Here is a 22,344-nt window from a genome sequence, read left to right as displayed (position 1 = left end):
GAGCCCAGAGCCCAGAGCCCAGAGCCCAGAGCCCAGAGCCCAGAGCCCAGAGCCCGGAGCCCGGAGCTCGGGCTGGACGCCTCAGCTCTGCGGCGGACGGGTCGGGTCGTGGTCGTCCCCATGGATCGGCACGTGGGCCTCCGGGATGTCCTCGTAGCTGGCCGGATCGGAGATCGGCTCGAGGTGGGTGAGCACGGTGAGCCCGGGCAGGGCGCCCTTGAGCTCGTCCTCGAGGTCCTCGATGTAGTCGTGGCCGTGCTTGACGGTCCACTCGTCGGGGACGAGCACGTGCACGGTCATGAAGCGCTCGCGGCCCGCCTCGCGGGTCTGGAGGCCATGGAAGGTGGTGCTCACGCCGTCGGTGCGGCGGCGCAGGATCTCCGTGATGATCTCGTGGTCCTCGTCCGGAAGGGCCTTGTCCAGCAGTCCGGACACCGACTCGGTGAGCAGGCTGATGCCGGCGATGATGATGTTCACGCCGACGGCGAAGGCGACGATCGCGTCGAGCCTCTCCCACCCGGTCAGCGCCACCAGTCCCACGCCCACCAGGATGCCGGCGCTGGTGACGACGTCGGTCATCAGATGCTTGCCGTCGGCGCGGAGGGTGATCGAGTGGTGCGCCTTGCCGGCGCGCAGCAGCACCAGGGCGACCGCGCCGTTGAGCACGGAGGCGATCACCACGATGACCAGGCCGATGCCGAGGTTCTCGAGCGGGCGCGGGTTCACGAACCGCTCGACGGCGGTGACCATGATGACGGCGGCGGCCACGAAGATCATCAGGCCCTCGATGGCGGCCGAGAAGTACTCGGCCTTCGCCCGGCCGTAGAGGAAGCGCTCGGTGGCGGGACGCGCGGCGACGGTCAGGGCGATCAGGGCGACGACCGCGGCGACCAGGTTCACGGTGGACTCGGCGGCGTCGGAGAGCAGGCCCACGGAGCCCGTCATCGCCCAGGCACCGGTCTTCAGCACGATCGTGAGGATCGCGGTGACGATGGAGAGCCAGGCGAACTTCCGCAGGTCCACCTTCGTGCCTGAGGCGGGCCGTGGAGCGGCTGTGTCGGGATGCGGGGCGGTCATGCGCGGGAGTCCTTGTCGGAGGGGACGGGCAGGGAGGATTCTGGCGGCGGCGCTGCGGGTCGTGGTGCCGGTGGTGCTGCAGGTCGCGCGGTGGCCGGCATCGGGGGATCCGGGGCGAGGGTGCCGTCCGGGGCGATGTGCTCGAAGATCTGCTCGACGAGCGAGAGCACGTGCGGGTCCTCCACGGTGTAGAAGCTGTGGCGGCCTTCGCGATGTGCGGAGACGATGCCGGCCAGCCGCAGCTTGCTGAGGTGCTGGCTGATCGTGGGGAGGCTGAGTCCGACCTTGGCGGCCAGCGAGCCGACGTCGAACCGGCCCGTGATCATGAGGCTGACCAGGTGCAGACGGGCGGGAGAGGCGAGCATGGCGAAGGTGTCGGCCGCGGCGGCGAGCTGCAGCTCGGTGGGGTCCTGCCGGTCCAGCACAGGTTTGGACTCGAGCTCGGTGCGTGCATCCATCGGGTCTCCTGGGCGTCGTTCGGCGGGCGTCTCGATCCTCATATGGATTCGTCAGTTGCGCAAGTAGCGAAGTGTTGTTGGTGATGCGTTCGATGAGCTCGTCCGGAGGCCTTCAACTGCTCGACCAAATCCTGGCCCGACGGCTCACCGCCCGGCTGCTGCTTCTCGTTGGTCATGGTCATGATTCTTACCGTTCCTCTCGGTACGGCTTACACAGACCATCTGACACGCCCGGCTCGTATCGTGAGCCTCCATCGAGACACCGTCGTCCGAAGGAGCCCGTCCATGTACAACCTCTCCATCGTGCTGGAGGACAGCGCCCGCACCCGACCCGATCACACGGCCCTGGTTCTGGGCCCGCTGAGCCTGACCTACGCCCAGGTCGATGCCGCCGCGAACCAGGTCGCCAACCTGCTGGTCTCCCTCGGCGTCGAACCCGGGGACCGGGTAGCGCTGAGCTGCCCCAACCTCCCGCAGTTCCCGATCGTCTACTTCGGAATCCTCAAGGCCGGTGCCGTGGTGGTGCCGCTGAACGTCCTGAACAAGGCGCGCGAGGTCACCTACTTCCTCGACGACGCCGCGGCGAAGGTCTTCTTCTGCTTCGAAGGGACCGAGGAGCTGCCGATCGGCACGTACGGGCACGACGGCGCACAGGCAGCGGCCTCCCCGCCGCACCTCGTGCTGATGACGGCCGACCCGTCGGCCCCGAGCCCGTTCGACGGGGTGCCCACCCTCGCCGAGTCCGTGGCGCAGCAGCCCACCACCTTCTCCACGGTGCAGGCCCGCGAGACCGACACCGCGGTGGTGCTCTACACCTCCGGCACGACCGGGCGTCCCAAAGGCGCCGAGCTCAGCCATTCCAATCAGCTGATGAACGCCCTGACCTGCAACCGCCTGTTCGGTTCGCAGCCGGGGGAGGACACGCACCTGGTGACGCTGCCGCTCTTCCACACCTTCGGGGCGACCGTGAACCTCAACGCAGGATTCTCCATGGGGGCCACGCTGGTGCTGATGCCCCGCTTCGATGCCCGCCAGGCGCTCGAACTCATGACCGCACATCAGGTCACGGTGTTCGCCGGAGTGCCCACCATGTGGTGGGGCCTGCTCCACGCCCTCGACGAGGTCCCCGGGGCCACGGCGATCACGAAGACCCTGCGCCTGGGCATCTCCGGAGGCGCGCCGCTGCCCGTGGAGATCCTGACCGAGGTGCGCGAACGCCTGGGGATCTCGATCATGGAGGGTTACGGGCTCTCCGAGACCTCGCCGGTGGCCTGCTTCTCCCTCGCGGAGAGGCCGCGCCCGGGATCCATCGGGCTGCCGGTGTGGGGCGTCGAGGTCATGCTCATCGACCCCGCGGATCCGGACTGGGCGGAGGTCACCGAGGTCGGCGCCGTGGGCGAGCTCGTGGTGCGCGGCCACAACATCATGACCGGCTACCTGGGACGCCCCGAGGAGACCGCGATGGTGATGCGCGACGGCTGGTTCCGCACCGGCGACCTCGCCAAGCGCGATGAGGAGGGCTTCTACTTCATCGTGGACCGCTCCAAGGACATGATCGTGCGCGGCGGCTACAACGTCTATCCGCGGGAGATCGAGGAGGTGCTGATCTCGCATCCCGAGGTCTCCCTCGCCGCGGTGGTCGGAGTGCCCAGCGAGGAGCACGGCGAGGACATCAAGGCCTTCGTGATCCTCGAACAGGGCGCGAGCGTCACCGTCGAGGAGCTGCGTGCCTGGGGCAAGGAGCAGATGGCCTCTTACAAATACCCCCGCGAGCTGGTCATCCTGGAGGAGCTGCCGATGACGGCGACCGGCAAGATCCTCAAGCGCGAGCTGACGTGACCGTGCCGCGGGCGTGAGCTGACCCGCCCTGACAGCGAACGGGCCGGGACCGGCACCCCTGAGGGTGTCGATCCCGGCCCGGAAGCCCGTCGACGTCAGACGATGATGCGGTCAGACGATGACGGGCGACAACGCGATCAGACGACGACGCGGGTGGCCTCCGCCTCGGTGGGCAGGCCCGCCTCGCTGTAGGCGCGGAAGCCGCCGACCAGATCGGTGGCGTTCTCGAACCCGAGATCCCGCAGGTCACGAGCGGCGAGCGAGGAGTAGTAGCCCTCGTTGCAGACCACGACGATCGTGTCGTCGTGCTCCGGGCCACCGTCCATCCGGTGCGCGCTGCTGGGATCCAGCCGCCACTCGAGCACGAGGCGGTCGATGACGGTCGCTCCGGGGAGGTGGCCCTCGGGCTCACGGGTCGCCGCGGTGCGGATGTCGATGACGTGCGCACCCAGCTCGATCAGGTCGGGCAGCGCGGCCGGCTCGATGCGCTCCACGCCCAGACGGGCGGCGTCGAGGATCTCGTCGATCGTGTGGCGCGCAGGCGACTCGGCCCGGCGCCGACCGGCGCCGGCCTCGGTCATCGGGTGCGTCCCGAGGAGAAGGCCGCGAGGCCGCCGCCGACGGAGCCGTTCCCGGAGCCCTCGGAGCTGGTCGTGTAGCGCGCGGGGGCGCTGTCACGACGGCCGCCGCTGCGTGCGGGACGGCCCTCGCCGCCCTGCCCGCCGCGACCGCCCTGGCCACCGCGCCGGCCGCCGGCCGAGCGCTGGCCGCCACCGGAGCGCTGGCCGCTCTCGGGACGTGCGCCCTGCTCGCCGGAGCCCTGACCGCCGCGACCGCCCTGGCCGCCGCGACCGCTGCCCTGGCCTCCGCGACCACCCTGACCGCCCTGGCCGCCTCGGCCACCGCGACCGCCCTGACCGCCACGGCCGCCGCTGGTGCGCTCGGGGCGCTCGGCGGGCTCGGGGGAACGGGGCTCGTGCATCTCGGTGCGCTCGCCGGGGGCGAGCTGCGTGAGCACGGCAGAGGAGGGGTTGACCTGCGAGTGGTAGGTCGGCTTGATGCCGGCCTTGCGCATCAGGTCGCTCACGTCGCGCTTCTGATCAGAGGTCTGCACGGTGATGACGGTGCCCGACTCACCGGCGCGGGCGGTACGGCCCGAGCGGTGCAGGTACGCCTTGTGCTCGACGGGCGGGTCGGCGTGGACCACGAGGGCCACTTCGTCGACGTGGATGCCGCGGGCGGCGATGTCGGTGCAGACCATGGTGGTCGCCTCACCGGAGCCGAAGGCCTCGAGGTTCCGCGTGCGAGCGTTCTGCGAGAGGTTGCCGTGGAGATCCACAGCATCCACACCGCGGGCGGCGAGCTTGCGGGCGAGGTTCTTCGCGCCGTACTTGGTGCGGGTGAACATGATCGTGCGGCCGGGTGCGGCGGCGAGGTCGCGCAGCACGTCGAAGCGCGCATTGCCGTCGACCTCGAGCACGTGGTGCTCCATGGTGCCGACGGGGCTGGAGGCCGGATCCGCCGAGTGGGTGACGGGCTCGTGCAGGAACTGCTTGACGAGCTTGTTGACTCCCGAGTCGAGGGTCGCGGAGAACAGCATCCGCTGGCCCTTGGGCGGGGTCTTGTCGAGGATCTTGCGGACCATGGGCAGGAAGCCCATGTCAGCCATGTGGTCTGCCTCGTCGATCACGGTGATCTCGACGCCGCCGAGGTCCACGTGACCCTGTCCCATCAGGTCCAGCAGGCGACCGGGGCAGGCGACGAGCACGTCGACGCCGCTGGCCAGGGCCTTGACCTGAGGGTTCTGGCCGACGCCGCCGAAGACGACGGTGCTGCGCAGGCTGGTGGCCGCCGCGAGCGGCACCAGGGAATCGGCGAGCTGCGAGGCGAGCTCGCGGGTGGGGGCGAGGATGAGCGAGCGCGGCCTACGGGGGGCGCGGCGCTTGGGCTCGGCGATCAGGCGTGCCACCAGGGGCAGCAGGAAGGCGTAGCTCTTGCCGGAGCCCGTGCGGCCCCGGCCCAGGATGTCGCGACCGGTCAGGGAGTCCGGCAGGGTCGCGGCCTGGATGGGGGTGGGCTGGGTGATGCCCTGGGGCGCAAGAGCGTCGACCAGGACAGAGGGCACGCCGAGGCGTACGAAATCGGGGGAGGTCACGGAGATCCGTTCTGAAGATGCAGATCCCGCCCGATGCGTCCGGTGCCCAGGCGCTGCCGTGGCAGCGGCTCAGAGGCTGCGCTGTCACCACTGAGAGGTGGGACCTGTGCCGCGGCGGGATGACGGCACGCAAGCGCAACGGTAGACCGGGCTCCCTCCTGGGGGAATGATCGACGCGCAGGATGTGAGATACCACTGCCGCCACCCCCGTCGGCCCCGCCTGCAGGTGACCTGCGCGACGCGCACCGAGGGATCTTCTGCACCGGATCGCGTCCGCGTCGCAGCCCGGATCGCGTCCGCGTCGGAGCCCTGATCGAGTCCGCGTCGCAGCCCTGATCGAGCCCGCGTCGGAGCCCGGATCGCGCCCGCGCCGGCGTGCTGGCGGGAGCCGGTATCCTTCCCACGTGAGACGGTGGGGACGGGGGCGACGCCCCCTGGTGACAGGACGGACGAGGAGCGAGCGATGGCACGCAGAGTGAGCATCAAGGACGTCGCCCAGCGCGCGGGGGTGTCTTGGAAGACGGTCTCGAACGTGGTCAACGAGCGCCCTGTGGTGCGCGCCGACACCCGGGAGAAGGTGCTCGCGGCGATCGACGAGCTCGGGTACGTGCCCAACCACATCGGCCGAGATCTGCGCGGCGGCCCCACGAGGTCGATCGCCCTGGTGGTCCCCGAGCTCCAGAACCCCTACTTCGCCCGCCTCGCCGAGCGCATGCAGGCCGCCGCCCGCGAGCGCGGCTACACGGTGAGCGTGGAAGTGTCCCTGCACAGCGCCGAGGTGGAGCGGGCCCACGTGCGCGGCCGCACCGCCCGCCCCGTCGACGCGGTGGTCATCTCGCCCTCCGCGCTCGAGCCCTCCGATCTCCTGGACCGTCGCTCGGGGCCGCCGGTGGTGCTGCTGGGGGAGAGCCTCACGGCCGCTCCGAACGTCGTGCACGTGGCGATCGACAACGTCTCCTCCGCGGCGGATGTGGTCCGCCATCTCGTCGGCACCGGCCATCGGCGCCTGCTGTTCCTCGGTGCCGAGGGGGCAGTGCGCTCGACCGGCACGGACCGTCTGGCCGGGTTCACGGCGGCGAGCCGCTTCGCCGAGCTCCCGCTGGAGGACGCTCTGATCCGGGCCACCGGCGCCTGGGACCGGGAGTCCGGGCGCGAGGAGGTGCTCCGCGCGCTGGAGGAGGGCATCGCCTTCGACGCGGTGGTCGCCGGCAACGACCTGCTGGCGATCGGCGCGCTCGCCGCCCTGCGGGAGCGGGGACTGCGGGTCCCGGACGACGTCGCCGTCGTGGGCTGGGACGACATGGTCGAGGCCGCCTGGACCGTCCCCACCCTGACCTCGGTCGCCCCGGACCTCGACGCCCTCGTCGCGGCCGCCCTCGCCGCCGCGATCTCCGGCGCAGAGCGGGGAACCGAGCAGGATGCCGAGCGGGATGCCGGCCAGGCCGCCGCGGGCGCCGACGACAGCGGGAAGCGCGGGGCGAGCCGAACGGGTGGGGCGGAGACCGTGATCGCCCATCGGCTGATCGTGCGGGAATCCACCCGGGCGTGATCGCCCACCGGTTGATCAAGTCGGAGCCCCCCGGGCCGTGATCGGCGGGAGTCCACCCGAGCGCGACCGTCGGCCGGGCGAAGGCCCTGAGAATCCTCGGTTCCCACGTTGCAATCAGGGGTCGGGTGCGCTTGACTGGATCCTGACCGATCCGTACCGGCGCCTCGAGTGCGCCGGAGACTCAGCGCCGAGCACCACCGATCCCAGGAGCCGTTCGTGAACGCCCAGACCCCCGAACTCCCGGAGCACCTCAGCTCCCTGTTCTCCCGCGCCGACGAGCTCGCCGCACTGCTCGACGCCCCGCTGTCCGCGGTGACGGACGTGCCCCGCCCCGAGCATCCGCGCCCCCAGCTGCATCGCCCCACCTGGCTCACGCTGAACGGCACCTGGCAGTTCGAGATCGACCAGGGTGATTCCGGCCGGGACCGCGGACTGCTCGAGCGCGACCTGGACTCCGAGATCCTCGTGCCCTTCGCCCCGGAGACCGAGGCCTCCGGGATCGGGAACCGCGACTTCCTCGAGGCCGTCTGGTACCGCCGCACCGTCACCGTTCCCGCCGACTGGGAGGGGCTGCGCCCGATTCTGCGCTTCGAGGCCGTGGATCAGGATGCGACCGTCTGGGCGAACGGGGTCGAGGTGGCCCGCCACCGCGGCGGCTTCACCGGATTCTCGGCCGATCTCTCGATCGTCCCCGCCGTCGGCCCCGGCGCGGAGGTCGAGATCGTGGTGCGCGCCCGCGATCCCCACGGCGTCCCGCAGGCCCGCGGCAAGCAGTCCCACGAGTTCAAGCCCACCGCCGCGAACTACCACCGCACCACCGGCATCTGGCAGAGCGTGTGGCTCGAGGGCGTCCCGGCCGACGAGATCCGCTCGCTGCGCGTGCTGCCCTCGCTCGGCGGCCGCTCCTTCGCCCTGGACGTGCCGCTCTCGCGCACCACCGCCGGCACCCGCCTCGAGGTCGTCGCCTCCGTGCCCGGCGGGGACGAGGTGGCCCGGGCCGCGGTGCGCGCCGATCTGGACCTGGCCCCGCACCTGGAGCTCGCGATCCCCGAGGACGACGTGCGCGTCTGGGGCCCCGGCACGCCCGAGCTCTACGCCCTCACCGTGCGACTGCTCGGCGCGGACGGCGCCGTGCTCGACGAGGTCCGCTCGTGTGCGGGCCTGCGCTCGACCTCGCTGCGCGACCACGAGTTCCGGATCAACGGCGAGAAGGTCTTCCAGCGCCTGGTGCTCGACCAGGGCTACTGGGAGGAGTCCTTCATGACCTCCCCGACGGACGCCGCGATGACCACCGACATCCGCCTCTCCCTCGAGGCGGGCTTCAACGGCGCCCGGCTCCACCAGAAGGTCTTCGAGCAGCGCATGCACTTCTGGTCGGACCTGCACGGCTACCTCACCTGGGGCGAGTTCGGCGACTGGGGCGTCCACGGCTTCGGGCCGGACGGGGACAACCAGCAACCCCCGGCGACCTTCGTCGGCCAGTGGGTCGAGGCGGTCCAGCGCGACCTCAACCATCCCTCGATCATCGGCTGGTGCCCGCTGAACGAGACCCATCAGCTGATGCACGACCGCATCACCCAGCTCGACGCGGTCACCCAGGCGATGTATGACGCGACCAAGCTCGCCGACCCCACCCGCCCGGTGCTCGACGCCTCCGGCTACTCCCACAGGGTGCGCGGGGCGGACGTCTACGACTCCCATTCGTATGAGCAGGACCCGGAGCGCTTCCGCGAGGAGCAGTCCGGCCTCGCCGCCGGCGAGCCCTTCGCGAACCGGCGCGACCTCGGGCCCGACGAGATGCCCTTCGCGGACGGCGCCTTCTCCCTTCCCTACGCCGGTCAGCCCTACTTCGTCTCGGAGTACGGCGGCATCTGGTGGAACGAGGAGGAGGCGCGCAAGGCCGAGGAGGCCGACCGCGCCGGGAACAATGCCGCCGAGTCCTGGGGCTACGGCCAGCGGATCCGCAGCGAGGAGGAGCTCTACACGCGCTTCGAGGGCCTCACCCGGGTGCTGCTCGAGGACCCGCTCATGTTCGCCTACTGCTACACGCAGATGACCGACGTGTTCCAGGAGAAGAACGGCATCGTCGACTTCGAGCGCGGCCGCAAGCTCGATCTGGCACGACTGCGCGCCGTCCAGGAGAAGGCTGCCGCCTTCGAGCAGGAGGCCTGATATCGCGCGGGATCCTCTCTCGAGGGCCCGCTCGCTGACGCCGGGATCGCCCGGAGCACCACGGATAATCCCGTGACGCCCCGGGCGATCTCCTCCACGATGGGGCCATGGTCGATCAATCACGCCTGTGGGACGCCCGCACTGCCGCCGAGTACGACACCCCTGGGGAGGGCATGTTCGCCCCGGAGGTGCTGGGGCCGACGGCCGCCACCCTGGCGGGGCTCGCCGCCGGCGGCAGCGCCCTCGAGCTCGCGATCGGCACGGGCCGTGTCGCGATCGCCCTGCACGAGGCGGGCGTCGCCGTGACCGGCATCGAGCTGTCCGAGGCGATGATCGCCCGACTGCGCGAGAAGGTCGACGCCACGGAGATCCCGGTCGTCGCCGGCGATATGACCACCGCACGGGCGGGGGAGGGCTACTCCCTCGTCTACCTGGTGTTCAACACGATCTCGAACCTGCTCACCCAGGAGGAGCAGGTCGAGTGCTTCCGCAACGCCGCGCGCCACCTCGCTCCGGGCGGCTGCTTCGTGATCGAGCTGATGGTGCCGGACCTGCGCTCCCTCACCCCGGGGACCGGAGGGACGCTCGAGCACTCCGAGCCCGGCTACCTGCTGGTCGACACCTATGACACCCTGCGCCAGGTCCTCGTGTCCCATCACGTGCGCTTCGACCCCGAGGTGGACGGGTCCCGCGAGGCGAGCATCGGCCGCACGCCGCAGCGGTACATCTGGCCCGCCGAGCTCGATCTGATGGCGCAGCTGGCGGGCTTCACGCTCGAGAGCCGCTGGGCGGACTGGGACCGTGCCGAGTTCACCGCGGAGTCGGGCAGCCACGTGAGCGTGTACCGGCTCCCTACACTTGACCGGTGACCTCCACGACCAACGCCCTGCCCCCTACCTCTCTGACCTGGACCCCGCTGACCCTCGAGGACGTCCCTGCCCTCACCGCCCTGCTGAACCGCGTGGACGTTGTCGAGCAGTCCGGCGAGCCGGCCGAGGAGCCGAGCATCCGCGAATGGCTCTCGATGCCCGACCTCGACCTCGCCCGGGATTCCGTGGCGGTGCGCGAGGGGGAGGAGCTGCTCGGCTTCTGCGCCGTCGACGTCTCGACCGCCCCCGACTCGGAGGGGCGGGTGCGCTGCCAGCTCATGGGCACCGTCGACCCCGCTCGCCGCCGCCAGGGCCTGGGAACGGAGCTGTTCACCTGGGCCGAGGCCCGCGCCGCCCAGCTCGCCGCCGAGCGTCACCCCGACGTCGCGATCGCCGTGTTCCGCGTCTCCGGAGGCCGGGACCCCGAGGTCGACGGACAGGCGGACGCCGCGACGGAAGCACAGGCGAACGCACCGACGGACGCCCCGCTCACCGGTGGCGCCGAGGTGCGCCCGCTCCTCGCCCAGCGCGGCTACCAGCGCGCCCGCAGCTGGCTGACCATGGTGCGCGAGCTGCCCGGAGCGGCTCTCCCGACGGTCGATCTGCCGGGGGTGCGGGTCAGCGCCCCGGAGGATTCGGAGCGAGAAGCCACCCGCCTCGCCCACCTCGATGCGTTCGCCGACCATTGGGGATCGGCCCCGGTGACTGCGGAGCGCTGGAACATCTGGTGGTCCTCCCACACCTCGCGGCGTGAGCTCTCGAGCGTCGCGGTGGACGCCGACGGGTCCGTGCTCGGCTACGTGATCACCTCCGAGGACAAGCCCGGGGTGCTGCACATCGCCCTGGTGGGCACGCGCCCGTCGGCCCGCGGTCGCGGCATCGCCCGCGCAGTTCTCGCGCGGACCCTCGAGGCGGCATCGCAGGCCGGGTACTCGAGCGCCGAGCTCGAGGTCGACGCCGAATCGCTCACCGGCGCGACCCGCCTCTACGACGCCCTCGGCTTCGTGCGCGAGAGCGTCTACGCGACCTATGAGAAGCCGGTCGCCTGATTGCTGCCCTCGCCGCCCCGGCCTCCTGACATCGCCGGCTTGACCCCGTCCGCTTGACACCACCGCCCCTACTGTTCATAGTGAATATGGACAGTAGGGGCAGTTGATGGTTCTGGACGAAGGGGAGTGGTGCGCATGCACATCCCGCTCGACCCGTCCGCCCCCGAACCGATCTACGAACAGATCCGGGCCCGCCTCGCTGAGGCGATCCTGCGGGGCGACCTCCCTGCCGGTGAGGCCCTGCCCTCGATCCGGGTCCTCGCCCGTGATCTGCGGGTCAGCGTCATCACGACCACCCGCGCCTACAACGAGCTGGTGGCCGACGGGCTCGTCGACGCCGTGCGCGGCAAGGGCGTGTTCGTCCGGGCCCAGCAGCCTGACCAGGTGCGTAGCCGCGCCCTGGAGCGCATCGACGGCGCCCTGACCGAGGTCGTCCGCGCCGCCCGCACCGCCGGGATCAGCGCGGTGGATCTCCACGACCGCCTCACCTACGCCCTCGAGGAGGAGGACCGATGAGCTTCCTGCCCCCTGACCCGTCGTCAGCCCGCGACGCCCGCTCGCGGCGGCCTGCGCGGCTCGATGCTCTCGATGAGCCCGAGGACGCCGCAGTGGTCGTGCGCGATCTGGCTGTCGAGCTGCCTTCCGACGAGCGTCCGTATGCAGCACCGATCCAGGCCGTCCGCGATCTCTCCTTCACGGTGCCGGCTGGACAGGTGACGGCGATCGTCGGCACCAACGGCGCCGGGAAGACCACGACATTACGGGCGCTGAGCGGCGCGGTGCCCTTCTCCGACGGGAGCATCGAGGTGCTCGGCACGTCGTTGGGACCGGCCACCGTCGGACTGCCGGACGGCGTCGCCATCGTGCCGGATGCCCCCGCCTACCCAGCGCGATGGACCGCGCGCCACGTCGCTAGGGCGTATAGCTCGACCGCCCGGCACTTTGACCGTGCACGGTTCGACGCGTATCTCGTCGAGCATCGCGTTCCCGCAGGCAGGTCCGTCGGCGGGCTCTCCCGAGGGCAGCTCACCCGACTCGCCGTCGCAGCAGCTCTGGCGCACGATCCTCGCCTGCTCATCCTCGACGAGCCCTTGGCCCGTCTGGATCCGCTGGCCCGCACCGGGATGGTCGATAATCTCCGCGCCCTGATGGCACGAGAGGACCGCACCATCCTGCTCTCGACCCATGATCTCGACGGCATGGACCGATTCGTGGACCACCTCGTGGTGGTCGCTCACGGTCAGAACGTGCTCGAAGGTGACGTAGAGACGCTGCGCGAGGAGTTCCTCCTGCTCGAGCAGGCCAGTGCCGAGACGGGAGCCGACGGCGAAAGCATCGCTTCACCGCTGATCGGGGCTGTCACGACCGGCGGCACCACGCGCGCGCTGGTGCATCTCGAGGAGGCCGCGGGGTTGCCCCCAGGGGCCGATCTCCGTCGCCCCGGTCTGAGTGACTTGGTCACGCACTGGTTGCGCGCCGCGACGGTATCTCGTCGCCCTACCCCGAGGGAGGATGCGGCATGATCACGACCTGGCAAGCGTTCATCGCGGACCTGCGCCTGAACAGCGGGCGCTTCGGTGCCAGCATCCTGCTGTGCGTGCTGAGCCTCGCCGCCGCCGCTGTGCTGACGGACGCACTCACGGCGGTGCTCCCGCTCTGGGCGGCGCTGGCCTGGTACCGCTACGGCAGGGCGGACACGCTCGAGCGCGAGGAGCTCCGCGCAGGTCTCGGCCTCTCGCGCGCTGACCGGGTGCGGGGGAGGTCGGCGCTGATCGTCGTGGAGACCATCGCCCTGATCGTCACCGCGGGTGCTGCGACTCTGCTCTCCACGGCAGTGGGACGGGAACCGGTCAGCGGCGCAGGGCCGACGTTCACGGTCTCCGGTGCACCGTCGCTCTCGCCGCTCCTCGTCGTCCCGGTGGGAACCCTGTACTCCGGGACCGTGATGCTCGTCGTCGCGATCTTCGTCGGTGGCGAGTGCGTCACGCGTCGGCCGGGTCGAGGGATGCTCCTGACCTCATTGGCCGTCTACTTCTGCGCCGGTCTGCTCGGTGCCGTCGTCATCGGGCCCCTGATGACCTTCGATGTGCTCGGCAGCGGGGGCGGGCCGTCGCTGATCGCCGCGGCTGCGATCCTTGTGCTCGCCATCGTGCTGCTGTCCCTGCTGCTGAGACGGCGCGTGCGCGCCTGGATCGCTCAGCTCGACTCGGGCCTCCCGACGCATCTGGCGGTGACGGCATGACCCGTCCGATGCAGAGCTCGACGCATCCCAGGAGGCTCGCGTGAGTCAATTCCCTCCCGCTCTCGCTCCCGCCGCCCGGGTCGACAACCTGGCGGTGGATATCCCGCACCCCCGCGGCCGCTTACGTGCCCCGATCCGAGCTCTCGACGATGTCAGCCTCACGGCACCGAGGGGACGCGCCACGGCGCTGGTCGCCACCAACGGCGCCGGGAAGACGACGCTGCTGCGCACGCTTACCGGTGTCCTGCGGCCAGCGGCCGGCATCGTCGAGGTCCTGGGGTGCTCCATCGGCCCGGCGGCGTGCGAGATCACGACCGGGGTCGGTGTCGTGCCGGACGAGCCCGTCCTCCCCGAGGAGTGGACGGCGCGCGATGTGATCGCGTTGCGACGACGGCTGGGTGACCGTTTCGATGCCGACGGCTTCGCCCGGATGCTCCGGGAGCACCGCATCCGCCCGAACGCGATGATCTCCTCCCTGTCCGCTGGGCTGGCCACCCAATTCTCGATCGCGCACGCTCTCTCCGCGGATCCTCGGTTCCTCATCCTCGACGAACCGTTCGCGCGGCTCGATCCGCTCGCCCGGACCGACCTGCTGGACACTCTGCGCGGCTTCCTGGCGGAAGAGGAGGACCGCTCGATCCTGATCTCAACCCACGACCTCGACGGGATGGATCGCTTCATCGACCACCTCGTGGTGCTGCACGAGGGCCGCACGGTGCTCGAGGGCGACGTCGACGAGCTCCTCGAGAGCCACGTCGTCGCCACGTACTCCTCCGGCGCTCCGTCCGTCCCCGGCGGGGCGCGCACTGTCGGGGGCGACGGCGCCCGGGAGGCGCTGATCGCCGTCGAGGACGCCGTCGGTCTCCCTCCTGGGACCGCGCTGCGGGAGCCGACCCTGCCTGAGATCGTCAGCCTCACCCTCGCCGCCCGGAGCGGCCGCCACGACACGGAGGCTCTCGCGTGACCGCCACACTGCGCGGGACTTCCGGGGCACCGCCGAACCGCGCCCTCCGCCTCGAGCTCACCCTCCAACGCCCGTTGTTGTGGGGAAGCGGTGTCGTCGCGCTGGCGGTCCTGCTCCTCGCGGTCGGACAGCTCGCGCGGCTTGGCATCGTGCCTATCCTGCTCGCAGTCGCCGTGCCCGTCGCAGCAGGTCCCCGGGATCCGATGAGGGAGAGCGTGCTGCGGGGGACGCTCGGCATCTCTCGGGCCGCCCACGTGCGTGCCCGAGTGCGCTTCGTGCTGCTCGCACAGATGGCCTTGCTGCTCGTCGCGGCCGTCACGGTCCTGCTCGGCCCGCACGGCGGCGTGGTGGAGCCCGCGACCCTCGGACGGATCGAGGTGGCCGGATACTTCCTGCCCGCACCGACCCTTTACTACTGGCAGGACCTGGCGGTATGGGTGCCGGCTGTGATGTGGTCGCATCTCTGGGTGGGCCGTGACGCGCTGAGCAGCTCGTCGACGGTGGTGTGGGGCCGGGCTCTGCTGTCGTATTTCGGGATGTACCTCCTCGTGACCTTCGCGATCTACGGGGTGCAGATGCTCGTCCTGGTGCTCGGGACGGTGCTCGGTCGACAGGGCGCTGCGGAACCCGCGTCGTCCGTCGCATTCGTTCCCGTGGCAGTGGTGGCGATCGCTGGCGGCCTGCTCGTCCTGCATCAGCGCTCGAGGGTCTGGGCGCGTACGGCCTGAGCGCTCCGGTCGGCTGCGCGGTCGCTCACCGGCTCGGTGGCGTCTCCGGAAGGGCTGGTGTGATCGTCCCGGCGCGCACCGACCGGGCTGCGGGAGGATGGCCCCATGAGAGCAGTACGCTACGACGCCTTCGGTGAGCAGCCGTCCCTGGTCGGGGTCCCCGACCCCGAGTGCCCACCCCGCGGCGCGGTTGTGACCGTCCACGCCACCGGGGTGTGCCGCAGCGACTGGCACGCCTGGCAGGGCCATGACGACTCCGTGCACCTCCCGCACATCCCCGGTCACGAGTTCGCCGGCGTCGTCGAGCAGGTCGGCGCCGACGTCACGCGGTTCGCGCCGGGGGACCGGGTCACCGCACCGTTCATCCTCTCCTGCGGACGCTGCGAGCAGTGCCTCGCCGGAGCGCCCCAGGTGTGCCCGGACCAGCACCAGCCCGGCTTCGACCTGCCCGGATCCTGGGCCGAGCAGGTCGTGGTCATCGAGGCGGACCACAACCTCGTCGCCCTGCCGGACGGCATCGACATGACCCTCGCCGCCGGCCTCGGCTGCCGCGTCGGCACGGCCTATCACGCCGTGCTCACCCAGGCCCGCGTGGGCGCCGGGGAGAGCGTCGCCGTGTTCGGCTGCGGCGGACTGGGCCTCGCCTGCGTGATGGTCGCCCTCGCCGCGGGCGCCGACGTGGTCGCGATCGACGTCTCCGAGCACGCGCTCGCGGCCGCCGCCGAGCTCGGCGCGACGGCCCTCGCGTCGGGCCCCGACATCGTCGAGCGGGTGCGCGAGGCCACCGGCGGCGGTGCCCACGTCACCCTCGATGCCCTGGGCTCCGCGGCGACAGCCCGCACGGCGATCAGCTCGCTGCGCCCCCGTGGCAGGCACGTCCAGGTGGGCCTGCTGCTGGGCGAGGACGCGGACCCCGCCCTGCCGATGGGGCAGGTGATCGGGCAGGAGCTGCAGATCCTCGGCAGCCACGGCCTCGCCGTCGCCGAGTACCGCGACCTGCTCGCCGACATCGCGAGCGGACGCCTGGACCTCGGCCGCACCGTCGGCCGGATCCTGGACCTCGAGGACCTGCCCGCGGCGATGCTCGCCATGGACCAGCCGCCCACGACCGCCGGGATGACCGTGGCCCGCCTGCGCTGACGAGCGGCGACGCCGCAGCACGACGACGCGCCACGAGAGGAACCCCGCATCGGACGGCGCACGGCGCGGCCACGTGCAGGGACGTCGGCCCGCTGTGGAACGATTGGTCCATGACCATCACTGCTGCCGCCGACGGCTCCGCCCTGGGCAATCCCGGCCCGGCCGGCTGGGCCTGGTACATCGACGATTCCACCTGGCGCGCGGGCGGCTGGCCCCACGGCACCAACAACATGGGCGAGCTCAAGGCCGTGCTGGACCTGCTCGAGGCCACCGCCGTCGACGCCGATCAGCACCTGCACATCCTGTGCGACAGCCAGTACGTCATCAACTCGGTCACGAAGTGGATGCCGGGCTGGAAGCGCAAGGGCTGGCGCAAGAAGGACGGCAAGCCGGTGATGAACGTCGAGCTCCTCCAGGACATCGACCGCGCCCTGGCCGGCCGCAGCGTCGAGTTCGAATGGGTCAAGGGCCACTCCGGGCACGCGATGAACGAAGCGGCGGACGTGCGCGCCAACGCCGCCGCGACCGCTTTCTCCAGGAAGCAGGATCCGCAGGTCGGTCCCGGGTACACGGGCAGCTCCACGGGATCTTCCTCGCCCACGTCCTCTGCCGCTGCCACTGCCACTGCGCCGGCCGCTGCCCCAGCCTCAGGCGCGGCCTCAACGACCCCGTCCCGCCCCGCCCCGAGCGCGATGCCGGAGGACGACCTCTTCAGCCTGCTGGAGCAGCGCGACCCCGAGCCCGTCGCGACCTCTCGCGGCAGGGCCTCCTGCAGCACCGCCGGTGAGGACACGGTGCTCGCCGCCGACGCCCCTGGCGCGACCGACTTCGAGCAGATCACCGCGCGCGAGCAGGCGCTGCTGTCGGACCTGCTGCGTGCCGACGCCCCCAGCGCCGCCGAGCTGCTCCACCCGGCCTTCACCGAGATCGGTGCGAGCGGTCGCAGCTATGACCGCGACGAGATCCTCGCCCATCTCGCCCCGGTCCCCGGCCTGGAGGCCGATGAGTTCGTCGCCGACGAGCTCGCCCCCGGCATCGTGCTGCTGCAGTACCGGACCACAGGACCCTCCGGCGGCGTCGCCCGCAGCTCCGTGTGGGTGCGGGAGAAGGGCCGCTGGCTGCTGCGCCACCACCAGGGCACCCCGGCCGACAGGTCCTGATGACCCAGGTCGCCGGCACCGGCTCCGTACCTCTGGCCCGCCGCGCCGGTGGCCCGGACCTCGCCCGCGGCCTGGCTCTGCTCGGCATCGCCCTGGCCAACACGATCGGCTGGCTGCACGGCTCCTCGTGGACCGTGCTCCTCAAGCAGGTCGACGCCACCGTGCCCGACCGGATCGTCGACGTCCTGATCGGTCTCACGGCGGACAACCGCGGCTTCCCGCTGTTCGCGATGCTCTTCGGCTACGGCATCGGCATCATCTACCGCCGCTCGCGCGAGGCCGGGGAGCGCACGGGACACTTCGTGCTGCGCATGCTGCGACGCCACATCGCTCTGCTCGCGATCGGCCTCGCCCACGCGATCCTGCTGTTCAGCGGCGACATCCTCGTCGCCTACGCGATGGTGGGGATGCTCTGCGTGCTGTTCGCGACCCGTCACCGTGCGATCCTGCCGTTCGCCGCGATCCTCGCCCTGCCGGCGCTCGGCGTCTGGGGCTGGGTCGACGGGACGATCGGGCTGTCCGGATCCGACGGCTATGCCTCGGCCGCGGCCCCCGACTATCTGAGCAGCCTGCGCCTGCGCACCGATGAGGCCGGCGCCGAGGTCGCGACCTCCCTGGTCTCCGACATGGGGCTGCTGACCCCGATGGCGATCGGGGCGATCGCCGCCCGGCTGCGACTGTTCGAGGAGGTCGCCGCGAACCGCGATGTGCTCGTGCCGATCGCCCGCTGGGGCCTCGGCCTCGGACTCCTCGGCGCAGTCCCGCTGGTCGCCGTGCTCGTGCTCGACCCCGCCCATCAGCACCTCGACGCGGAGATCGTGCTCGGCAGCCTCGGGGTCCTGCACCAGTACACAGGACTGCTCGGAGCCCTCGGACTCGCCGCGGCGGCCGCTCTCATGTCGGACCACTTCCGACGGCCGGTCGGGGCCGACGGGACAGCCCCGACCGTGCCCGATGCCGCACGAGGCGCCGGGCCCGTCACGGCCCGTCTCGTGCACGGCATCGAGGCCCTAGGTGCGGTCTCGCTGAGCGCCTACATGGGGCAGTCGCTCGTGTTCCTCACTCTGTTCCCGCCCTACACCCTGGACCTCGGGGCCCGGCTCGGCACGGCAGGCACCGCGGTGATCGTGGTGGCCGTGTGGCTGGTGATGATCCCGTGCGCCGTGGCCCTGAAGCGCCGGGGCCGACGGGGGCCGCTCGAAGTGGTGCTGCGCCGTCTGGCAGGCTCGGCCTCACCCCGCGTCGTCCCCGACCGGACCTCGCACCCCAGCACGCTCGGAGGCCACCCATGACCGTCTACGCCGACACCCCGCGCTGGCCGCGGCACGGCACTCTCTGGGGCCACCTGATCTCCGACACCTCCCTGGCCGAGCTGCACCAGGCAGCCGAGCTCGTCGGCCTGCCGCCGCGGTCCTTCGACCTCGACCACTACGACTGGCCCGAAGCAGCACAGCCCCGCCTCGTCGAGGCGGGCGTCCACCTCGTCGACAACGGGAAGCTGACCCGGATCCTGATCCGCTCGGGGCTGCGCATCCCGCTCGTCGGCCGCCCCGCGGCACGCGCCCGCCGCAGCGCCGAGCACGCGGCCCAGCTGGGCCTGACGAGCGTTCCGCGGGATCTGATCGTGGGGCTCTGCGGGCATGTCGACCCGCTGCCGCCGGCGGCCGACGCCGCCCCCGCAGCCTTCCGCATGACCCGTGACGACCCGGCGGCGCCGCCCCGTATCGAGGCGCATCAGGAGGCGGGCCGCCTGGCCGCCGCAGAGCTCCTCGACCAGCTCGACGCCCTCGCCCGGGATCAGGGCGGCACGGGATTCATCGGCCAGGTGCTCGCCGACGGGAGCTGACCCGACAGCCGGACGCCGGCGCAGGGCACCCGGCATCGGCTCGGGCCGCCCGACGTCGGCGCAGGGCACCCGCGCACCGGCACCCACTGCTACTTCCGACGATCGTCCCGCTCGGGATCGGTCACCGAACGGACCTGGTCGGGACGGCTCTGTCGTCCCGTTTCGATCTCGGTGCCCGGCAGCTCGACCCAGAAGGTGGAACCGCCCTGAGGGGTCTCCGTCACACCGATGCTGCCGCGGTGCTGCTGCACGATCGTCGCCGCGATCGAGAGGCCCAGGCCCGCGCCGCCGCCCTGGGTCGCCGAGCGCACGCGAGAGGAGTCGGTGCGGTAGAAGCGCTCGAACACCTTCTCACGCTGGTCGTCGTCGATGCCGAGGCCGTGGTCACGGATCTCGATCCGCACCGTCTCGGGGGCCGTGTAGCCCACGGCGATCTCGACCGGCGACCCCTTGGGGGTGTGCCGGTTCGCGTTGCCCACGAGGTTGAGGATGACCTGGCGCAGCGAGGCCTCGTCGCCGAGGACACCGATCGACAGGTGGGGCTGCACCGAGACCGGGGTCCCGGACAGGGACACCACCATGACCTGGCGCTGGGGGTCCAGGGCGCGGAGGTCCTGGGCGGCGTCGAAGAGGGCGTCGGTGAGGTCCACCGGTTCGAGGTCGAGATCGGGGTTCTCGTCCAGGCGCGCCAGGCGCAGCAGGTTCTCGACCAGGGATCCCATCCGTCGGGCCTCGTCCTCGATCCGGCGCATCGCCGAGGCGACGTCCTCGTCGGTGCCCAGCGCCCCCATCCGATACAGCTCTCCGAATCCGCGGATCGCGGCCAAGGGGGTGCGCAGTTCATGGGAGGCGTCGCCGACGAAGCGCCGCATCTTGGCCTCGGAGAGAGTGGCGTGCTCCTCGGACGCGGCCTGCGCCGCGAAGGACTGCTCGATCCTCACCAGCATCTCGTTCAACGACAGGGCGAGGGCGTGGACCTCGTAGCTGGTGTCGGTGACCGGGACGCGCCGGGAGAGGTCACCGCCGGCGATCTGGGAGGCGGTCGCCTCGACATCGTGCAGGGGCTCGAGGGAGCGATGCGTGACATAGCCGCCCAGGCCCATGCCGACCAGCACCACGAGGGTTCCCACCAGCACGATGATCAGCGCCATCTCGTGCATCGTGCGGTCCACCCCGGTCAGCGGCAGCGCGACGTAGACGGCGCCGCTGTCGGGCCCGGGGGTGACCATGGCGACCACGCGCCAGCGGTTCTCCGAGGAGTCCAGAACGGTGAACGGCTGGCCTTCCCTGGCGGTGATCTGCTCTTCGCTCAGATCAGGGAAGGGGACCGTGACCTCGGAGTTCTCGTAGCGGATGACGTCGCGATGGATCACCTGGCCGTTCTCGTCGCGGATCTCCACCGCGTACTCGACCGGGGTGTACGCACTGCTGGGCGCCACGTCCTCCGCGTCCCCGGAGAGCTCCTCCTGGGCGAGGGCGAGCATCTCGCGGGTGCTCGCGTGGAGGTTGTTGTCGACCGACTCGATGAGGGTGCGGTTGAGCAGGAAGAGCGAGAGGCTCCCGGTGATGACGACGCCGACGACCAGCAGCAGCGAGATGAGAGCGACGATCCGTGTCCACAGGGACACGGGCCGCTCAGCACGCAGGGTCGGCAGCGCCAATCGTCAGCTGCCTTCGGCGGCGCGCAGCACGTACCCGATGCCGCGCTTGGTGTGGATCATCGGATCGCCGATGACGTCGATCTTGCGGCGCAGGTAGGAGATGTAGGACTCGACGATCCCGACCTCGCCGGACCAGTCGTAGTCCCAGACGTGATCGAGGATCTGCGTCTTCGAGACCACGCGGCCCGCGTTGAGCATGAGATAGCGCAGGAGCTTGAACTCGGTGGGGGAGAGCTCGATTGTGACGTCGGCCCGGTAGACCTCGTGGGAGTCCTCGTCCAGGCGGAGATCGCCGACCACCAGGGAGCTGTCGACGGTCGCATCGTGGCCGCCGTGCGTACGGCGCAGCACGGCCCGGATCCGGGCGACGACCTCTTCCAGGCTGAACGGCTTGGTGACGTAGTCGTCCCCGCCGACGGTGAGCCCGGCCACCTTGTCCTGGGTCTCGTCACGCGCGGTGAGGAACAGGATCGGGTACTGCTCGCCACGATCGCGCAGGCGCCGCGTGACCGTGAAGCCGTCCATGTCCGGCAGCATCACGTCGAGGACGACGAGATCGGGCTGGTGCTCGGTGGCCTCCCGGATCGCCTCGTTTCCGGTGGAGGCGGTGAACACCTCGAATCCTGCGAAGCGCAGGGAGGTGGCGAGAAGGTCGCGGATGTTCGGCTCGTCGTCGACGACGAGGAGCCGAGCCTCGTAGTCCTGTTCTGCAGTCGTGTTCATGCTCCTACCGTGCTCCTGCAGCGTGGGAATCTGCTGAACGTCTACTGGGTGTGTTCAGCGGACTGCGCGCTGGATCTTCTCCTGCTGCTTGCGCATCTTGCGGATCGTCCAGCTCATCTGGAACATCCGCACCGAGCCCACCAGTGCCATGACCAGCGCGCCGGCGATGGCAGCCAGGAGCATCGCCACACCGAGCGGCAGGTCGAAGGTCGCGCTGAAGTACTCGAAGCTCGCGCTCTGGCTGTTCTGGATCACGAAGATCAGCAGCAGCACCAGCACGATCGCGCCGAGGATCAGGGAGATCCAGAGCCCGGCGGTCTTGCCGCCGGAAGGCGGCGTCTCCAGTGGCTCCTCGACAGGCGCCCGATCAGCGGGCGTCTGATCGGCGGGAGTGTGGGAGGCGCGGCGGCCGGCGCCCTCGCGAGGCGCGTCGGGCGCCGTCCCGCTCGGGCGGTCGACAGGATCGGCGGCGGGGGAAGGCTCGACGGGTGCGCGGTCGGCGGAGGTCCTGTCGGCGGGTGCCCGATCGACTGGCTCGCGGTCGAGGGGACGTCCTGTGTTCTCGGGTCCGGTGCTCATGGTCGCTCCTTGATGTCGGGTCCTGGGGAAGTGTCCCGAGCGGCCTTCGGAGGAAGGTCGCCGCTGAGCACACTCTAGCCTCGGGATTTCATGGGGGTGTGGTCCCGACCGGCGGACGGCTTAGAGAAAGGTG

22 protein-coding genes are annotated in these 22,344 nt (G+C 71.1%); 14 read left to right on the top strand and 8 right to left on the bottom strand.

Annotated elements, in window-relative coordinates; translation table 11 throughout:
- Nucleotides 1-81: 81 nt before the first annotated feature.
- The 3 genes from INT49_RS19780 to INT49_RS19770 are packed head-to-tail and all read right to left on the bottom strand — an operon-like array spanning nucleotide 82 to nucleotide 1,711.
- Entirely contained in the window at nucleotides 82-1,077 is a 996-nt protein-coding gene (locus INT49_RS19780; RefSeq protein ID WP_193119466.1) for a cation diffusion facilitator family transporter, read from the bottom strand.
- Nucleotides 1,074-1,535: an ArsR/SmtB family transcription factor gene (locus tag INT49_RS19775; protein ID WP_193119465.1), complete on the bottom strand. Its 462-nt coding sequence runs from the start codon at nucleotides 1,533-1,535 to the stop codon at nucleotides 1,074-1,076. The genes INT49_RS19780 and INT49_RS19775 overlap by 4 nt, the downstream gene beginning before the upstream one ends.
- A gap of 38 nt (nucleotides 1,536-1,573) precedes the next feature.
- Nucleotides 1,574-1,711, bottom strand: coding sequence for a hypothetical protein (locus INT49_RS19770; protein WP_193119464.1), 138 nt, complete (start codon nucleotides 1,709-1,711; stop codon nucleotides 1,574-1,576).
- 109 nt (nucleotides 1,712-1,820) lie between these two features.
- Here INT49_RS19770 and INT49_RS19765 point away from each other — a divergent pair, with 109 nt between their 5' ends.
- Entirely contained in the window at nucleotides 1,821-3,374 is a 1,554-nt protein-coding gene (locus INT49_RS19765; protein ID WP_193119463.1) for a long-chain-fatty-acid--CoA ligase, read from the top strand.
- A gap of 137 nt (nucleotides 3,375-3,511) precedes the next feature.
- Here the strand turns inward: INT49_RS19765 and INT49_RS19760 are convergent, their stop codons facing one another.
- Together INT49_RS19760 and INT49_RS19755 are read right to left on the bottom strand one after the other, a co-directional pair.
- A complete protein-coding gene (locus INT49_RS19760) occupies nucleotides 3,512-3,955 on the bottom strand; it encodes a rhodanese-like domain-containing protein (protein ID WP_193119462.1) in 444 nt (147 codons plus the stop codon).
- A complete protein-coding gene (locus tag INT49_RS19755) occupies nucleotides 3,952-5,529 on the bottom strand; it encodes a DEAD/DEAH box helicase (protein ID WP_193119461.1) in 1,578 nt (525 codons plus the stop codon). The genes INT49_RS19760 and INT49_RS19755 overlap by 4 nt, the downstream gene beginning before the upstream one ends.
- A gap of 463 nt (nucleotides 5,530-5,992) precedes the next feature.
- On the opposite strand from INT49_RS19755, the gene INT49_RS19750 reads away from it, so the two are divergent.
- The 13 genes from INT49_RS19750 (at nucleotide 5,993) to INT49_RS19690 (ending at nucleotide 19,248) form a co-directional block, all read left to right on the top strand.
- Complete coding sequence (locus INT49_RS19750) at nucleotides 5,993-7,078, top strand: LacI family DNA-binding transcriptional regulator (RefSeq protein WP_193119460.1); 1,086 nt, start codon at nucleotides 5,993-5,995, stop codon at nucleotides 7,076-7,078.
- Nucleotides 7,079-7,294: 216 nt separating this feature from the next.
- Complete coding sequence (locus INT49_RS19745; protein WP_193119459.1) at nucleotides 7,295-9,250, top strand: glycoside hydrolase family 2 protein; 1,956 nt, start codon at nucleotides 7,295-7,297, stop codon at nucleotides 9,248-9,250.
- Between the two features lie 107 nt (nucleotides 9,251-9,357).
- The gene (locus INT49_RS19740) at nucleotides 9,358-10,119 is read left to right on the top strand and encodes a class I SAM-dependent DNA methyltransferase (RefSeq protein WP_193119458.1); all 762 of its coding nucleotides are present in this window, start codon (nucleotides 9,358-9,360) and stop codon (nucleotides 10,117-10,119) included.
- Nucleotides 10,116-11,168, top strand: coding sequence for a GNAT family N-acetyltransferase (locus INT49_RS19735; RefSeq protein WP_319021713.1), 1,053 nt, complete (start codon nucleotides 10,116-10,118; stop codon nucleotides 11,166-11,168). The genes INT49_RS19740 and INT49_RS19735 overlap by 4 nt, the downstream gene beginning before the upstream one ends.
- A 135-nt stretch (nucleotides 11,169-11,303) precedes the next feature.
- Entirely contained in the window at nucleotides 11,304-11,684 is a 381-nt protein-coding gene (locus INT49_RS19730; protein WP_193119457.1) for a GntR family transcriptional regulator, read from the top strand.
- Nucleotides 11,681-12,691 carry an ABC transporter ATP-binding protein gene (locus tag INT49_RS19725; RefSeq protein ID WP_193119456.1) on the top strand — a complete coding sequence of 337 codons (1,011 nt, stop codon included), beginning with the start codon at nucleotides 11,681-11,683 and terminating at the stop codon, nucleotides 12,689-12,691. The genes INT49_RS19730 and INT49_RS19725 overlap by 4 nt, the downstream gene beginning before the upstream one ends.
- Entirely contained in the window at nucleotides 12,688-13,410 is a 723-nt protein-coding gene (locus INT49_RS19720) for a hypothetical protein (RefSeq protein WP_193119455.1), read from the top strand. The genes INT49_RS19725 and INT49_RS19720 overlap by 4 nt, the downstream gene beginning before the upstream one ends.
- 40 nt (nucleotides 13,411-13,450) lie before the next feature.
- Nucleotides 13,451-14,374 carry an ATP-binding cassette domain-containing protein gene (locus INT49_RS19715; protein WP_193119454.1) on the top strand — a complete coding sequence of 308 codons (924 nt, stop codon included), beginning with the start codon at nucleotides 13,451-13,453 and terminating at the stop codon, nucleotides 14,372-14,374.
- The gene (locus INT49_RS19710; RefSeq protein ID WP_193119453.1) at nucleotides 14,371-15,102 is read left to right on the top strand and encodes a hypothetical protein; all 732 of its coding nucleotides are present in this window, start codon (nucleotides 14,371-14,373) and stop codon (nucleotides 15,100-15,102) included. The genes INT49_RS19715 and INT49_RS19710 overlap by 4 nt, the downstream gene beginning before the upstream one ends.
- Nucleotides 15,103-15,207: 105 nt before the next feature.
- Nucleotides 15,208-16,242, top strand: a complete 1,035-nt coding sequence (locus INT49_RS19705; RefSeq protein WP_193119452.1) for a zinc-dependent alcohol dehydrogenase family protein — start codon at nucleotides 15,208-15,210, stop codon at nucleotides 16,240-16,242.
- Between the two features lie 110 nt (nucleotides 16,243-16,352).
- Nucleotides 16,353-17,402 (top strand): ribonuclease HI family protein, encoded by a 1,050-nt coding sequence (locus INT49_RS19700; RefSeq protein ID WP_193119451.1) that lies wholly within the window; start codon nucleotides 16,353-16,355, stop codon nucleotides 17,400-17,402.
- Nucleotides 17,402-18,694 carry a DUF418 domain-containing protein gene (locus INT49_RS19695; RefSeq protein WP_193119450.1) on the top strand — a complete coding sequence of 431 codons (1,293 nt, stop codon included), beginning with the start codon at nucleotides 17,402-17,404 and terminating at the stop codon, nucleotides 18,692-18,694. The genes INT49_RS19700 and INT49_RS19695 overlap by 1 nt, the downstream gene beginning before the upstream one ends.
- Nucleotides 18,691-19,248 carry a DUF4031 domain-containing protein gene (locus INT49_RS19690; protein ID WP_193119449.1) on the top strand — a complete coding sequence of 186 codons (558 nt, stop codon included), beginning with the start codon at nucleotides 18,691-18,693 and terminating at the stop codon, nucleotides 19,246-19,248. The genes INT49_RS19695 and INT49_RS19690 overlap by 4 nt, the downstream gene beginning before the upstream one ends.
- A gap of 89 nt (nucleotides 19,249-19,337) precedes the next feature.
- Here INT49_RS19690 and INT49_RS19685 read toward each other — a convergent pair whose 3' ends face one another.
- The 3 genes from INT49_RS19685 to INT49_RS19675 are packed head-to-tail and all read right to left on the bottom strand — an operon-like array spanning nucleotide 19,338 to nucleotide 22,211.
- A complete protein-coding gene (locus INT49_RS19685; RefSeq protein WP_193119448.1) occupies nucleotides 19,338-20,909 on the bottom strand; it encodes a sensor histidine kinase in 1,572 nt (523 codons plus the stop codon).
- Nucleotides 20,910-20,912: 3 nt separating this feature from the next.
- Complete coding sequence (locus INT49_RS19680) at nucleotides 20,913-21,632, bottom strand: response regulator transcription factor (RefSeq protein WP_193119447.1); 720 nt, start codon at nucleotides 21,630-21,632, stop codon at nucleotides 20,913-20,915.
- A 54-nt stretch (nucleotides 21,633-21,686) separates the two neighbouring features.
- The gene (locus INT49_RS19675) at nucleotides 21,687-22,211 is read right to left on the bottom strand and encodes a LapA family protein (RefSeq protein ID WP_193119446.1); all 525 of its coding nucleotides are present in this window, start codon (nucleotides 22,209-22,211) and stop codon (nucleotides 21,687-21,689) included.
- Nucleotides 22,212-22,344: the final 133 nt, after the last annotated feature.

The organism is Brachybacterium tyrofermentans (assembly GCF_014897585.1).
In the GTDB taxonomy this organism is placed as follows: Bacteria; Actinomycetota; Actinomycetes; order Actinomycetales; family Dermabacteraceae; genus Brachybacterium; species Brachybacterium tyrofermentans.
Note: the sequence above shows the minus strand (reverse complement) of the source record. Positions and strands in the feature narration are given on the sequence as shown.

Excerpts from the sequence above, each read along its gene's own strand:
- INT49_RS19765 (WP_193119463.1), top strand. The coding sequence starts at position 1,821 with ATGTACAACCTCTCCATCGTGCTGGAGGACAGCGCCCGCACCCGACCC.
- INT49_RS19730 (WP_193119457.1), top strand. The coding sequence starts at position 11,304 with ATGCACATCCCGCTCGACCCGTCCGCCCCCGAACCGATCTACGAACAG.
- INT49_RS19695 (WP_193119450.1), top strand. The coding sequence starts at position 17,402 with ATGACCCAGGTCGCCGGCACCGGCTCCGTACCTCTGGCCCGCCGCGCC.
- INT49_RS19720 (WP_193119455.1), top strand. The coding sequence starts at position 12,688 with ATGATCACGACCTGGCAAGCGTTCATCGCGGACCTGCGCCTGAACAGC.
- INT49_RS19705 (WP_193119452.1), top strand. The coding sequence starts at position 15,208 with ATGAGAGCAGTACGCTACGACGCCTTCGGTGAGCAGCCGTCCCTGGTC.
- INT49_RS19680 (WP_193119447.1), bottom strand. The coding sequence starts at position 21,632 with ATGAACACGACTGCAGAACAGGACTACGAGGCTCGGCTCCTCGTCGTC.
- INT49_RS19740 (WP_193119458.1), top strand. The coding sequence starts at position 9,358 with ATGGTCGATCAATCACGCCTGTGGGACGCCCGCACTGCCGCCGAGTAC.
- INT49_RS19760 (WP_193119462.1), bottom strand. The coding sequence starts at position 3,955 with ATGACCGAGGCCGGCGCCGGTCGGCGCCGGGCCGAGTCGCCTGCGCGC.
- INT49_RS19775 (WP_193119465.1), bottom strand. The coding sequence starts at position 1,535 with ATGGATGCACGCACCGAGCTCGAGTCCAAACCTGTGCTGGACCGGCAG.
- INT49_RS19770 (WP_193119464.1), bottom strand. The coding sequence starts at position 1,711 with ATGACCAACGAGAAGCAGCAGCCGGGCGGTGAGCCGTCGGGCCAGGAT.
- INT49_RS19780 (WP_193119466.1), bottom strand. The coding sequence starts at position 1,077 with ATGACCGCCCCGCATCCCGACACAGCCGCTCCACGGCCCGCCTCAGGC.
- INT49_RS19690 (WP_193119449.1), top strand. The coding sequence starts at position 18,691 with ATGACCGTCTACGCCGACACCCCGCGCTGGCCGCGGCACGGCACTCTC.
- INT49_RS19675 (WP_193119446.1), bottom strand. The coding sequence starts at position 22,211 with ATGAGCACCGGACCCGAGAACACAGGACGTCCCCTCGACCGCGAGCCA.
- INT49_RS19750 (WP_193119460.1), top strand. The coding sequence starts at position 5,993 with ATGGCACGCAGAGTGAGCATCAAGGACGTCGCCCAGCGCGCGGGGGTG.
- INT49_RS19700 (WP_193119451.1), top strand. The coding sequence starts at position 16,353 with ATGACCATCACTGCTGCCGCCGACGGCTCCGCCCTGGGCAATCCCGGC.
- INT49_RS19725 (WP_193119456.1), top strand. The coding sequence starts at position 11,681 with ATGAGCTTCCTGCCCCCTGACCCGTCGTCAGCCCGCGACGCCCGCTCG.